General features: G+C 75.5%; 6 protein-coding genes. All 6 read right to left on the bottom strand.

What is annotated here, in order from left to right; all coding sequences use genetic code 11:
• Positions 1–14: 14 nt before the first annotated feature.
• The 6 genes from ABZ793_RS30940 to ABZ793_RS30915 are packed head-to-tail and all read right to left on the bottom strand — an operon-like array spanning position 15 to position 14,228.
• Positions 15–2,030, bottom strand: coding sequence for an amino acid adenylation domain-containing protein (locus tag ABZ793_RS30940; protein ID WP_357463662.1), 2,016 nt, complete (start codon positions 2,028–2,030; stop codon positions 15–17).
• Complete coding sequence (locus ABZ793_RS30935; protein ID WP_357463659.1) at positions 2,027–4,915, bottom strand: beta-ketoacyl synthase N-terminal-like domain-containing protein; 2,889 nt, start codon at positions 4,913–4,915, stop codon at positions 2,027–2,029. Before ABZ793_RS30935 ends, ABZ793_RS30940 begins: the two co-directional genes overlap by 4 nt.
• Entirely contained in the window at positions 4,915–8,472 is a 3,558-nt protein-coding gene (locus tag ABZ793_RS30930) for an amino acid adenylation domain-containing protein (RefSeq protein ID WP_357463656.1), read from the bottom strand. Before ABZ793_RS30930 ends, ABZ793_RS30935 begins: the two co-directional genes overlap by 1 nt.
• Entirely contained in the window at positions 8,472–8,738 is a 267-nt protein-coding gene (locus ABZ793_RS30925; RefSeq protein ID WP_350704528.1) for a phosphopantetheine-binding protein, read from the bottom strand. Before ABZ793_RS30925 ends, ABZ793_RS30930 begins: the two co-directional genes overlap by 1 nt.
• On the bottom strand, positions 8,738–11,008 hold the full coding sequence (locus tag ABZ793_RS30920; protein WP_357463653.1) for a beta-ketoacyl synthase N-terminal-like domain-containing protein: 2,271 nt from the start codon (positions 11,006–11,008) through the stop codon (positions 8,738–8,740). Before ABZ793_RS30920 ends, ABZ793_RS30925 begins: the two co-directional genes overlap by 1 nt.
• Positions 11,001–14,228 carry an amino acid adenylation domain-containing protein gene (locus ABZ793_RS30915; protein WP_357463650.1) on the bottom strand — a complete coding sequence of 1,076 codons (3,228 nt, stop codon included), beginning with the start codon at positions 14,226–14,228 and terminating at the stop codon, positions 11,001–11,003. Before ABZ793_RS30915 ends, ABZ793_RS30920 begins: the two co-directional genes overlap by 8 nt.
• Positions 14,229–14,576 lie beyond the last annotated feature (348 nt).

Here is a 14,576-nt window from a genome sequence, read left to right as displayed (position 1 = left end):
CCACCCGGTCTCGGTCACCGACGCCCGGCGTTCGACAGTTCGGCGGCGACGTCGGCGGTCGCGACGCGCCGGCGGACCCGGGCCGGCGGGGCGGGCAGGGCACGCCGGTCGACCTTGCCGTTCGCGGTCGCGGGCAGCTCCGGCAGGACCACGTACCGCAGGGGCACCATGTAGTCGGGCAACTGCTGCGCCATGAAGGCGCGCAGCGCGCGTTCGGCCACCCGCTGCGGGTCGGCGTCGCGTTCGGTCACCACGTACGCCACGAGGTTCGCCGCAGCGCCCAGGTCGTCGCGCAGCAGCACGACGCTGTTGGCGACGAGCGGGTGCCGGTTGAGCACCGACTCGATCTCGCCGAGCTCCACCCGCTGCCCGCGGACCTTCACCTGGGTGTCGATGCGCCCGCCGTAGTGGAGGTGCCCGCCCGGCGACCACCAGGCCAGGTCGCCGGTGCGGTACACCCGCTGCGGCCGGCCGGCGACATCCGTCTCGACGAACCGCTCCGCGGTCAGGTCGGGCCGCCCGGCGTACCCCCTGGCCAGGCAGTCCCCGCCGAGGACCAGTTCCCCGGGCAGGCCCAGCGGGGCGAGCGCGCCGCGCTCGTCGAGGACGTACGCGGCGACGTTCGTGATCGGCCGGCCGATGGGGACGGTGTCGTCCGGTTCGGGCCGGCGGCACGGCCAGGCGGTGACGTCGATGGCGGCCTCGGTGGGCCCGTACAGGTTGTGCACCTCGACCTGCGGCAGGACGGCGGTGAGCTTGTTGACCAGCTTCGGCGGCAGCGCCTCCCCGCTGCAGATGACCCGGCGCAGTCCGGTGCAGCGGCCCAGGCCGGCCTCCTCGACGAAGAGGGCGAGCATGGAGGGCACGAAGTGCACCGTGGTCACCGACTCGCGGGCGATGACGTCGACCATCTCCTGCGGGTCGCGGTGCGCCTGCGCCTCGGCCGTGACCAGTGTCGCGCCGGCCATGAACGCCCACAGCAGCTCCCACACCGACACGTCGAAGGTGTACGGCGTCTTCTGCAGCACCACGTCGCCGGGGCCGATGCGGTACTCGTCCTGCATCCACACCAGCCGGTTGGCCAGCGACAGGTGCGTCATCTGCACGCCCTTGGGCGCCCCGGTCGAGCCGGAGGTGAAGATGACGTACGACAGACCCCGCACCACCTCCTCGGGGGCCCGGTAGCCGCGCCAGTCGACCGGCGCGGCGGGCAGGTCACCGCCCGTCAGCGGCCGTACGGGGACGGACGGCTCGCCGCCGGAGCCCAGCGCGGCCCGCCCCGCGTCGTCGGCCAGCACCAGCGCGGCGTCGGCCGCGCGGAGCATGAGGTCCAGCCGGGCGCGGGGGTGGGACGGATCCAGCGGCAGGTACGCCCCGCCGGCCAGCAGGACGCCGAGCACCGCGACCACCATCTCGGGGCTCCGCTCGGTGCACAGCCCGACCACCGACCCGGGTCCCACACCCTCGGCGCGCAGCCGCCCGGCCAGCGTCGCCGCCTCGTCGAGGAACTCGCGGTAGGTGCGGTCCCGTCCGCCGCCGCGCAGCGCGACGGCGTCCGGGGTGAGCGCCGCCTGGCGGCAGATCGTCTCGTGCACCGGCGTGCGTGGCGCGGGGACCGGCGCGGGGTTGAAGCCGAGCAGCGTCGCGCGCTCCGCCGGGCCGACCAGCGCGGCGTCCCGGACCGGCTGGTCCGGATGGGCGGCGAGCCAGGCGTGCAGGGTGTCCAGGCGCTCCTGCAGGTACGCGGGATCGCCATGGTGCCGGGCGAACCGGACCGGCACCCCGGCCAGGACCGCCGACGCCCCGGGCCCACCCGTCATGGGCTCTGCCAGCACGACGTCCGCGGACGCCGGCTCCTGCTGCCGGCTGGGCGTCTGCGCGCGTACCTGGGTCAGGGTGCTGTCCGGGGAGACGCACACCAGGACGTCGCCCCGCGGGCCCTGCACGGCGACCGACGGCGCGGCCGAGAGGCGGTGGCAGAGCACGGCCGCCACCGCCGCGACCAGGTCCAGATCGTCGTGGCCGCTCACACTGTCACCAGCCCGGCCAGCGTGCGCGGCGTGGGGTCGGCGGAGAACGCCTCGACCGGGACACGCACCCCGAACCTGCGCTGCACCTGCGTGATCATGCGGATGAACAGCAGCGACTCACCACCCAGCACGAAGAAGTTCGCGTCCGGCTCGATGTCGGGAGTGCCGAGCATCCTGCCCCACAGCTCCATGATCTCGTCCACCACCTCGGTCTCGCCGGCGCCGACGGCGGGCTGCTCCGGTTCCGCGACGTCGGCGGCCGGCGCCGCCGGTACGGGGTCGAGCCAGTGCCGGGTGCGGGCGAACGGGTACGTGGGCAGCGCGACCCGCCGTGCGCTGCTCTCACCCCGCACCGAGGTCCAGTCCACGGCCGCTCCGGCGGTCCACAGCCCGCCGAGTCCGGCGAGCACGTCACCGGCGTCGACCTGTGCCCTCGGCCGGGGTTGCAGGGCGAACGTGGGCACCCGCCCCCGGTCCTGCGTCGTCTGCCGGGCCATGCCGGTCAGGGCGGTGCCCGGCCCGACCTCGACCAGGACCGGGTCGGGCAGGTCCAGCGCGGTCAGCAGCGCGTCGTGGTAGCGCACCGGGCTGCGCAGCTGCGCCGCCCAGTAGCCCTCGGCACGGGGCAGCCCCCTGCCGAGCAGTACGCCGTCGATGCTGCTGACGACCGGGACGGTGCGGGGTCGCTGGGCGATGCGGTCCGCCTCGGCGCCGAGCAGTCGTGCCGCGTCGGCCATCATCCGCGAGTGGAAGGCGCGCTGCGCGGGCATCGCCCGGCAGTGCACCTCGGCCGTGGCCAGGCGCTCCCGCAACTCGGCGAGCTGCGCCACCGGCCCGGCCAGCACGGTGAACTCGGGGGCGTTGTACGCGGCCACGTCGAGGCCGTCCAGGCCCGCCAGGTGCTCCTCGACGGTGGACCGCGGCGCGAGCACGGCCAGCATGCCGCCCTCGGGCGCGTCCTGCATCAGCCTGCCGCGGGTCGCGACCAGGCGCAGCATGTCGTCGGCGGCCATCTCGCCGGCCAGCGCCGCGGCGGCGAACTCACCGATCGAGTGGCCGATCAACGCCGCCGGGCGGACGCCCCACGACACCAGCAGTCTGCCGAGGGCGAGTTCGTGCAGCGCCAGCGCGGGCTGGGTGACGTCGGTGCGGTGCACGATCCCGTGCGGGTCGTCGTCGACCAGCACGTCGCGCAGGTCCAGCCCCAGGACCGGGGCCAGCAGCGCCGCCCCGTGGTCGAGGTCGGCGCGGAAGGACGGGCAGCGGTCGTAGAGGCCCCGCGACATGGCGGGGAACTCGGCGCCCTGGCCCGGGAACAGGAACACCACGCTGGGTCGGCGCGCGGCCTCGCGGACCGGCGCCTTGGGCAGTCGGGTCAGCGCCGCGGGGACGTCCCGCGCGGCGACCGCGAGCCGGTGCGGGAAGTGCCTGCGGTACGTCTGCGACGTCAGCGCGACATCGCCGACGGCCAGGTCGGGGCGTTGCCGCAGGTGCTCGCCGAGCTGCTCGGCGGCCTCGCGGACCGCCTCCGGGCTGCGCCCGGACAGCACGATCAGCTCGGTGCGACCGTCGACCTCGGCGGGACCGGGCGCGACCGGCCCGTCGGCCTCCTCCAGCACGACGTGGGCGTTGGTGCCGCCGAGGCCGAAGGAGCTGACCGCCGCCCGGCGGGGGCCGCCGGCGGAGTCCCACTGCCGGGCCACGCTGTCCACGGTGAACGGGGTCGACCCGTCGAGCAGTTCGGGGCGGGCCTGCTTGAGGCCGGCCAGCGGCGGGATCTGCCGGAAGTGCAGCGCCAGCGCGGCCTTGATGAGCCCGGTGACGCCGGCGGCCGCGTCGAGGTGGCCGACGTTGGCCTTGACCGAACCGATCGAGCACGGCTGCTCGCCACGCCGGAACACCTCGGTCAGCGCCGCCAGCTCGATCGCGTCGCCGACCTCGGTGGCCGTGCCGTGCGCCTCGAGGTAGCCGACGGTCGCGGGATCGACGCCGGCGGCGGCGTACGCGCGCGTCAGCACGTCGATCTGTCCGGCGATGCCGGGCGCGGTGTAGCCGACCTTCATGCCGCCGTCGTTGTTCACCGCCGAGCCCTTGATCAGGGCGTACACGGTGTCCCCGTCGCGGCGGGCGTCCTCGGCGCGTTTGAGCGCCACCATGGCGACGCCGTTGCCGGGGACGGTCCCGTCGGCCGTGGCGTCGAAGGGCCGGCACGTGCCGTCGGGCGACATGATGCCCTTCGTCTCGTAGAGGTAGCCGGCCTGTTGCGGCACGGCCACGCAGGCGCCGCCGGCGAGCGCGACGTCCGAGTCGCCGGTGCGCAGGCTCTGGCACGCCAGGTGCACCGCCACCAGCGATGTCGAGCAGGCGGTCTGCACGGTGACCGCGGGACCGCCCAGGTCCAGCCGGTACGCGACCTTCGCGGCCAGGTGGTCCTTCTCGTTGCCCAGCACCACCGACAGCAGCCCCTGGGTCTCGACCAGGCCGGGCTGCGCGAACACGTGGTGCAGCGCGTAGTAGTTGAACCCGGCCCCGGCGAACACGCCGACCCGGCCGAAGGGTTCGCGGGTGGCCAGGCCGGCGGACTCCAGCGTGGCCCACGCCGTCTGCATCAGCAGCCGGTGCTGCGGATCCATGGTCTCGGCCTCCCGCGGCGTGATGCCGAAGAAGGCGGCGTCGAACAGGTCCGGGTCGGCCAGCACGCCGCGCGCCGGCACGTACGCCGGGTCGTCGAGCCGGTCGGCGGGCACGCCCGCGGCCAGCAGCTCGCCGCGGGTCAGCTCGCTGATCGTGATCTTCCCGGCGGCCACGTTGGACCAGTACTCCCAGACGTCGGCGGCGCCGGGGAACCGGCCCGCCATGCCTACGATCGCGATGTCGCCGTTCATCAGGATGCTCCTGCTCCTTCGGTCTGTGCGTGCAGATGCCGGGCCAGCGTCTGGACGGTCGGGAAGCGGTAGAGGTCGGTCAGCGCGACGGTCCGGCCGGCCAGCCGCTCCTGGAGCAGCCGGCGCACGATGGCGAGCCGCAGCGACTCCCCGCCGACGTCGAAGAACGCCTCGTCGACGTCGAAGTCGTCGGTGCCCAGCGCCTCCACCCAGGCCCCCGTCACCAGCTCCTCGAACTCGGCGAGCGACGCGGAGCGCTGGGCGGGAACCCGCGGCGGCTGCCCGGCCGTCGCGTCGGCGGCCGCCTCGTCGCTCGCCGTCGCAGCGGCGGGCACTGCGGCAACGGCGGACGTCGCGGCGGCGGGCTGCGGCACCGCGGCCAGCGCGCCCAGGGCACGGAGGTCGACCTTGCCGTTGCGGTCGAGCGGGAACTCGGCCACGGTCACCCACTGCTGCGGCCGGGCGTAGGGGGCCAGCTCGGCCTCCACCGCGCGGCGCACGTCGGCCACGACGAGGCCCTCGGGCGCGGGCTTCAACGCGGCGCACAGGCGTACGCCCGACCCCGTCACCGGGTCGCCGGTGGTGAACACCACCGCGTCCTGCACCCCGGGCCGCGCGCGCAGCCGGCGCTCGACGTCGACCAGCTCCACCCGGTGCCCGGCGATCTTCACCTGGCGGTCGTTGCGGCCCAGGAAGCGCAGCTGCCCGTCCGCGCCCCAGCGCACCAGGTCCCCGGTGCGGTACAGGCGCATCCCCAGGCCCGCGTGCCGCACGAACGACGCGTCGGTGCGCACGGGGTCGTTGAGGTAGCCGTCGGCGAGCCCGCCGCCCGCCGCCCACAGTTCACCGATCGCGCCCGGCGGCACGAGGCGCCCCGACGGGTCGACGACGTACAGGTCGGTGCCGTGCACCGCCGCACCGATCGGCAGCGGGTCGGGCGTCGCGTCGGCGTGCTCGACCGAGTACGTCGTGGTGAACGTGGTGTTCTCGGTGGGGCCGTAGCCGTTGGTGAGTCGCAGCCCCGGGCAGGCCCGCAGCACCCGGCGCACGTGCGCCGGGGAGACCACGCCGCCGCCGGTGAACAGCTGCCGCAGCCCGGCGAACGCGTCCGGGCGGTGGTCGGCGACCAGGTGGAACACGCCCGAGGTGAGCCAGGTGTGGGTGATCCCGGCGGTGGGCAGGAACTCGGCCAGGCCGCTCGGCGTCGGTTCGCCGGGCGGGAACACGACCACGGTGTCGCCGTTGGCGAGCGGCACGAGCAGCTCCAGCGTGGACGCGTCGAACGCCAGTGGGGACAGCCGCATCATCCGCATGTCCGCCCGGTCGGCGAACAGCCGCGGGTCGTCGGCCAGCCGCAGCACGGCCCGGTGCGGCACGACCACGCCCTTGGGCACCCCGGTGGAGCCCGAGGTGAAGGAGACGTACGCGGCCCGCGCCGGGTCGGCCGGCGCCGCCTCGACCGGGCCGTCGTCGGACCGCGCGTGGTCGGCCGTCGCCGAGCTGGCCCGGCCCGGCGCACCCCCGCGCGCCTCGACCGGGCCCTCTCCCGGCGGCGCCGACCTGCCCAGGCGGGCAAGTGGGCAGTCGGCCGCGCCCGACCACTCCGGGCCGGGCGCGCCCGCGCCGAGGCGGGCCCGCGGCGCGACGGCCGCGGCCAGGTGCGCCCGCCACTCGCCGGTGGCGTGCTGGTCGACCGCGACGTAGTGCGCGCCCAGCCGCAGCACGCCCAGCACCGCGACCGCCTCGGCCGCCGAGCGCGGCACCTCCAGGATCACCGCGTCGCCGGCGCGCACGCCGTGCGCGTGCAGCAGCCGCGCCTGCGCGACCGCGTGGTCGTGCAGCTCGCGGTAGGTCAGCGTGAGCCCGGCGTGCGGGTCGACCAGCGCGATCCGTTCGCCCGTGGTCTCCGCGTGGGCCGCGAACCGGCTCCACACGTCGTCGGTGGTGTCGTGCGGCCCGCCCGCGCCCAGCGACCGCAGCCGGGCGTGCTGCCCCGCCGACAGGGTCGTGACGTCGCGCAGGGCCGCGTCCGGGTCGGCGGCCATCTGCCGCAGCGCCGCCTGGAACGACTCGGCCAGCTCCCCGGCGTCGGCGGCGGTGAGCGCCGACGTGGCGTACTCCAGGGCGAAGCGGGGGCGTTCGGACCACGACTGGAGGTAGAGCAGCGCGTCGAACACCGCACCGTGGCAGTGGCCCTCGTGCACCCGCCAGGTGCGCCCGCCCGCGACCAGCTCGTCGGGCACCAGCTCGTGGTGGGCGGCGAAGCCGAGCTGCGCGAGCGGGTTGCGGCCCGGGTCGGTGGTGACGCCGAGCCCGGAGACGACCCGCTCGAACGGCACGTCGGCGTCGGCAGCCGCCTCGGCCATCGCGTCGGCCACGCCGCGTACGTGGTCGCGCACGCTGACGTCGTCGGGCGCGACGCAGCGCACCGGGACGGCCCGGGTGCACAGGCCCACGATGGCGTCCATGCCCGCCTCGAACCGGCCCGCCGCCGGCACCCCGAGCACCAGGTCGGTCAGGCCGGCGCGGCGGGACGCGGCCAGCGCCCACGCCGCCATGGCCACCGATGTCACCGTCACCCGGCAGTGGCGGGCCAGTTCGGTCGCGGCCTGCGCCGCCTCGGCGTCGAGGTGGAAGGGCAGGCGCGCGCCGCGCCCGTCGGCCTCGACGACCGGCGGCAGGTCGGTGGGCAGCGCCACCGTCCACGGCGCGCCGTCCAGCCGGGCCGCGATCCGGGCCAGCGCCTCGTCCACCGCCCCGGCCTTCTCCCTCGCGGCGAGCCGCGAACCGATCCAGTCGGGCGACGGCGCGGGGCCCGCCGGACCGGCGCCGGCGTAGAGCTCGGCGAACTCGCGCCAGAGCACGCCGATGCTCCAGCCGTCGCTGATCGTGTGGTGCACCAGCATGGTGAGCAGGTCCCGCTGCCCGGCACGGGTCAGCACGAAGACGACCGGCGGCTGCTCGAAGGGGCGCAGCAGCTGCGCGGCCGACCGGCCGTAGAGGTCGTGCACGGCGCGTACCGGGTCGTCGCCGGGCAGCGTCTGGTGCAGCAGCCGGGGCTCGTACGGCGCGGGCAGCACGATCCGGGCCTGGCGTGGGTCGCGGACGAACCGGGTACGCAGCGCCTCGTGGCGGGCCGTCAGCTCGCGCAGCGCCGAGCGGGTCCGGGCCGCGTCGAGCGGCCCGTCCGCCTCGAGGGTGAACATCAGGTGGTACGGCGCGTCCTGGTCGAGCAGGTGCGCGGCCAGCATGGACCGCTGGCCGGGCAGCAGCTCCAGCTCGGTGGGCCGCCCGGCGGCCGGCGGCGGCGCGGTGTCCACGTGGTCCACCGCGCCGGCCAGTGCCTGCGCCAGCGGCAGCGCCGACAGCAGCCGGGCGCTGTCCACGTGCGCGCGCAGCTCCCGCTGGCCGAGCGAGACCAGCGCGATGGCCTGCAGCGAGGTGCCGCCCAGGCCGACGAACGACTCGGTGGCCGCCGCGTCCCGGAGGTGTTCGGGGGTGAGGCCGAGCACCTGCGCGGCGAGCGGCACCCAGGCGGTGAGGTCGGGGGCAGCCATCAGACGCTCTCCGCCACGGGCCTGTCCAGCGGCACCTGGCCGGCGATGTCGCGCAGGTCGGCGAAGCGGGGGTTCTCCAGCACATGGCCGAACATCACCGCGAGGTTGAGTTCCTGGCGGATCAGGGTGCTCAGCCGCAGCGCGCTGAGCGAGTGGCCGCCGAGGTCGAAGAAGTCGTCCTCGTCGTCGACGGTGTCGACGCCGAGCACCTCCATCCACAGCTGTTCGAGCTCGGCCACCCAGGTCCGGTCGGTTACGTCGCGCATCAGTGGTGCCTCTCTGTGTCGAGTCGGGTCGCGGGGGCGTCCAGGTAGTGCCGGGTGGCCGCGAAGGGATAGGTGGGGGCGGGCACGCGGCGCCGGCCGGCGTCGTGCGCGGGGTCCCAGGCGTCGACGACGCCCAGTTGCCACAGCGCGCCGACGGTCGCCAGCAGCCGGGCATGCCGGTCGGCGGGCAGCGCGGGCTGGTCCGGGCCCAGGTGCGGGGTGACGCTCGTGCCGACCTCGATCCAGAGCACCTGGTCGAGGTCGACGGGCAGCGTCGCCGGCGCGGGCGGTTCGGCCGCCTGCGCCCGCCAGTACGCGAGGTCGTCGTACTCGGTCAGCGGCTCTCCGCCGCAGGTGTGGACGGGCAGGTCGGGCGGGCCGAACCGGCTGCCGTCGACGTCGGCGCCGCGGATCAGCGCCAGCGCGTCCGCGACGGACATGGTCCCGGCCACGACCGCGCAGGCCACCGCGCCGAGACCGACGCCGGCCAGGGCGCGCGGCGCCACGCCCCGGCTGCGCAGCGACCGCGCCAGGCCGACGCAGGCCAGCAGCCGGGTGCAGCGCTCCTGGACGGCCTCGTCGAGGTCGCGCCCGCGCAGCAGCGCCACACCCTCGTCGACGACCTGGCGGTACACCGGGTCGGCGTCGTAGTTGGGCCGGTTGCCGGTCAGCTCGCCGGCCCCGGTGAGGTGCAGCGCCACACCACGTGCCCGCGCCTTGGCCGCGACCTGCCGGACCGTCGGCGGCGAGGCGTGCGCTCCGGTCAGGAACGCGGCCCGCCACGGCAGCTCCGCCCGGCCGGTCCGCAGCGTGTACGCGAGGTCGGCCAGCTCCCCGGGCGCGGTCCCGGCCACACACGCGACGGCGCGGTCCAGGCTGTCCTGCGCCGCGGCGGCGGTCTTGGCGGAGACCAGGACCAGCTCGGTGACGTGGCGGCGCGGCCGGGGCCGGGCGGCCGGGGCCTCCTCCAGCACGACGTGGGCGTTGGTGCCGCCGATGCCGAAGGCGCTGACCCCGGCCCGGCGTACGCCGTCGATCGGCGCCCACGGCCGAGCCGCCGCCGGCAGCTCGAACACCGAACCGTCCAGCCGGACCGCCGGGTTGGGCGTGGCGAGGTGGGCGATCGGCGGGATCACGCGGTGCTTCAGCGCCAGCACCGTCTTGATCAGGCCGATCACCCCGGCGGCGGTGTCCAGGTGCCCGACGACCGACTTGGCCGCGCCGAGCGCGCAGGGCGCCCGGTCGGGCCGCTCGCTGTCGAAGACCTGCCGCAGCGCCGCCACCTCGATCGGGTCGCCGAGCGCGGTGCCGGTGCCGTGGGTCTCGACCAGGCCGATGGTGTCCGGGTCGACGCCGGCCACGCTCAGCGCCGCCGAGATCACGCCGGCCTGGCCGGTGGGGCCGGGCGCGGTGAAGCCCGCCTTGCGGGCGCCGTCGTTGTTGACCGCGCAGCCGCGGATCACCGCGTGCACGGTGTCGCCGTCGCGCAGCGCGTCGGCGAGTCGCTTGAGCACCACCACGCCCGCGCCGTCGCCGGGCACCGTCCCGTCGGCCGCGGCGTCGAAGGCCCGGCACCGGCCGTCGGCGGAGAAGATCCCGCCGGGCTCGTGCAGGTGCCCGCGCCGCGTCGGCGGGGCCACCGTGGCGCCCCCGGCCAGCGCCAGGTCGGCGTCGTACGTCAGCAGGGCCTGCGCCGCCTGGTGCACCGCGACCAGCGACGTCGAGCAGGCGGTCTGCAGCGTCAGCGCGGGGCCCTGCAGGTTCAGCTTGTACGCGATCCGGGTGCTGGCGAAGTCCTTGTCGCTGCCGATGATCAGCCCCAGGCCGCCGGCCGCCTCGACGGCGCGCTCGTCGGGCCACACGTTGTCGAGCAGGTAGACGTTCAGGCCGGTGCCGACGTACACCCCGATGCGGTTGCCGTCGGCGGCGACCGGCGGGTGGCCGGCGTGCTCCAGCGCGGCCCAGGCGCACTCCAGCAGGATCCGCTGCTGCGGGTCCATCAGCGTGCTGTCGGACGGCGAGTAGCTGAACAGCCGGTGGTCGAAGCAGTCCGCGTCGCGCAGCACCGCCCGGGCGGGCACGAAGTCGGGCCGCTCCACCAGGTCCTTGGGCACGCCCCAGCCGACGAGCTGCTCGGGGGTGAAGAAGGTGACCGCGTCGATGCCGTTGACCACGTGGTGCCAGAACAGGTCCAGGTCGCGTTCGGCGCCCGGGACGCGGACGGCCATGCCGACCACGGCCACCGCCGCGCTGTCGTCGAACTCAACCACGGCTGCCTCCCCCGGCCCGGCGGGCGGCGAGCAGGGCGCGGCCCTGGTGGCGCTGCGCCGCGTGCGCGTCGGCGACCACCGGGGCCGCCTGCTGCAGGTGCGCGGCGCAGCCGGCGACCGTGCCGGCGCGGAACAGGTCCGTCACGGAGACGTCCAGGCCGTCCTCGGAAAGCCGCTGCTGCAACGCGATCAGCGCGAAGCTGTGCCCGCCCAGGTCGAAGAAGTTGTCGTGCAGCCCGATGTCGCCCCGGTCGAGCACCTCGCCCCAGGCGGCCCGGATCCGCTCCTCCAGCCCGGTGCCGGCGGTGTGCTCGCGTCGCGTGGCGGGTGCGGCGGCCGTGCGCGCGGCGCGGCTGTCGGCCAGCAGTCGGGCGGTGTCCACCTTGCCGTGCGCGGTGAGCGGGATCGCCGCGACGGCCAGGATCCGCGACGGCACCATGTACGCCGGCAGGATCGCCCGCACGTGGGCGCGCAGCTCGCGTTCGGCGTCCGGGCCGACCTCGCCGACGACGAAGGCGACCAGTTGGTCGTTCTCGGCCGCGACGGCGCACGAGCGTACCGCCGGGTGGGTCAGGAAGGCGCCCTCGACCTCGGCCAGCTCGACGCGGTAGCCGCGCAGCTGCACCTGGGTGTCGTTGCGGCCGAGGTACACCATGTTCCCGCCGACGCCCCACTTGACGACGTCGCCGGTCCTGTACATGACGCCCCCGCCGTACGGGTCGGGCAGGAAACGCGCCTCGGTCAGCTCCGGGTTGTCCACGTAGCCGTGCGCGACGAGCACGCCGCCGCAGTACAGCTCGCCGGGCACGTTCAGGCCGGTGGGCCGCAGGTCCTCGTCCAGGACGTAGCAACGCCCCGACGGCAGCGGCACACCGATGTCGCCTTCCATGACCCGGGCCAGCTCGCCGGTGGGCACCTCGACGATCGTGACGTGGATGGTGCCCTCGGTGATGCCGTACATGTTGACGAACACGGCGCGCATGCCCGGCGCGCCGGCGACCAGCGACGTGACCCGCGACCAGCTCAGCGCCTCGCCGCCGAGGACGACGTAGCGGATGCTGGAGACCTCGTCCGCGCCCAGCAGCCGCAGGTACGGGGGCAGCAGCCGGTAGAGCGCGCCCGGGGTCTGGAACACCACGGTGACGGCCTCGCGGCGCACCAGCGCGGCGAGCCGCTCCCGGTCCACCAGGTCGGCCTGGTCGGCGATGACGAGCCGGCCGCCGGTGCTCAGCGCCCCCCACATCTCCCACACCGAGGCGTCGAACGAGAACGAGCTGGCGGCCAGCCACACGTCGTCGGCGGTGATGTCGAGGCCGGCGGGGGTGGGGCTGTTCAGCGCGTCCAGGCCGCCGTGCCCGACGATGACGCCCTTGGGCACGCCGGTGGAGCCCGAGGTGTAGATGATGTAAGCCTGGTCGCCCGCCCCGGGGAACGTCTCGGCGACCACGGACGTCCCGTCGAGGGTGTGCGCGTCGGCCATCCGGATGTCGCGGCCCCGCGCCAACGCGGCGGCCGCGTCCGCGGTGCCGGCCTCCACCAGCATGATCGGCATGGCGGCGCTGGCCGTGATCAGTTCGAGGCGCTGCTGCGGATACTCCGGGTCCAGCGGCACGTAGACGCCGCCGAGCTTCCAGACGCCGAGGATCGCCGCGATGACCGCGGGCGAACGGCGCAGCAGCAGCCCGACCCGGTCGCCGCGCCGCACGCCCCGGTCGGCCAGGCCCGCCGCGATCCGCCCGGCCCAGCGGTCCAGTTCGGCGTAGGTGACCTCCACGTCCCGGTGGCGCACCGCCACGGCGTCCGGGGAGTTCGCCACGTGCCCGGCGAACCGGCGCAGCACCGACGGGTGGTCGACGGGCTCCTCCGGGATCGGCGGGTTCAGCCCGGCGGTCAGCAGCAGCCGCTCGGCCTCGTCCACCATGGACGGCTCGGCGCCCGGCTCGTCGACGACCGACCGGAGGAAGGCCAGGTAGTGGGTGAGCAGCGTCGCGACGGTCTCCGGGGTGAACAGCTCGGTGCTGTACTCGGCGCGCAGGAACGGCGCGGCGGTGGACACGTCGAGGGTCAGCCCCAGGTCGAACTTGGTGACGTCGACCTCGACGTCGACCTCGGTCAGCTTCACCCCGTCGAACTCCGGGAACGCGAACGGGAAGTTCTGCACCGTCAGCGAGGTCTGGAACAGCGGCGCGTGGCTGAGCTGCCGCTCCCCCACGGTGGCCCGCACGATCTGCTCGAACGGCACGTCCTGGTTGGCGAACGCGGCCATGCTGGCCCGGCGGGCCCGCTCGACCAGCTCGGCGAAGCCCGGCCGGCCGGACACGTCGAGCCGGATCGGCAGCGTGTTGACCAGGCAGCCGACGATCCGCTCCTCGGCCTCGTCCATCCGGTTGGCCACCGGCACCCCGACCACCACCTCGTCCTGGCGCGCGTACCGCGACAGCACCGAGGCGTACGCGGCCAGCGTCACCGCGAACAGCGTCGTGCCCCGCGACCTGGCCCAGGCGGTGAGCCGCTCGACCAGCTCGGGCTCGACGGGGCGGCGCAGCACCGCGCCGCGGGCGCTGAGCACGCTCGGCCGGGGGAAGTCGGTGGGCAGCGCGAGCTGCGGGACGTCCCGCAGCTCGGCGCGCCAGAAGTCCAGCCCGGCGCTGTCGCGCTCCCAGGACTCGCGTTGCCGCCGCGCGTACGCCAGGTAGGACTCCGCCGGTTCGGCGTACGCGGCGGCATCCGGGCCGGACACCGCGGCGTTGTACTCGGCGGCGAGGTCGCGCAGCAGCAGGCCCACCGACCAGCCGTCGCAGGCGATGTGGTGCACCAGCACGGCGAGGGTGTGCTCGTCGGGGCCCCAGGAGCGCAGGAAGGCGCGCAGCACCGGCCCGTCGCCGAGCCGGAACGGGCGCCGGGCCTGCTCGGCCACGAGGGCGTGCAGGAAGGTCTCCTGGGTGTCCCGGTCGGCCCGCCCACCCGCCTGGACGTCGATGTCCGCGTGCGGGGTGGCCGACACCCGCTGGGTGAGCACACCGTCGACCAGGGCGAACGTGGTGCGCAGCGCGTCGTGCCGGGCGACGACGCGGATCAGTGCCCCGCGCAGCGCCTCGGGCCGCAGCGCGCCCTGCAGGTGGACCGCGAAGGCCACCACGTACGCCGGATTGCCGGGCTGGAGCTGGTTGAGGAAATAGAGCCGTTCCTGAGCGAAGGAAGCGCGACCGGTACGAACCATGCATCGATCGTGGGCTGCCGGGCGTCCCGCCCGGCAGAGCGACCTTCCCCGCCCCGCCAGGGAAAACCTCCCGGTCGGGTGCCGGACACCGCACGCCGTCGGCGGACACGACTCGGCCCCCGGTCCGGCGGGTCAACCGTCGGACCGGGGGCCGGTCAGGCTGGGCACGCCAGGCGGTCCCGACAGGACCGGCCGGCGGATGGCGGAGGGGGGGACGGTTCGGCTGCTCGGGCCGTGCGGGCCCGGCCTGGAGCGGGCGCGTGGGGTGGCGGGCCGGGGGGCGCCCCCCCCCCCCCCCACCCAGGAAAGAGAAAACGGAAAAGAAAAACGGGGGGGGAGGTAAAAAAA

The organism is Micromonospora sp. NPDC047465, assembly GCF_040643125.1.
Classification (GTDB): domain Bacteria; phylum Actinomycetota; class Actinomycetes; order Mycobacteriales; family Micromonosporaceae; genus Micromonospora.
This window is presented reverse-complemented; position numbering and strand designations above follow the sequence as displayed.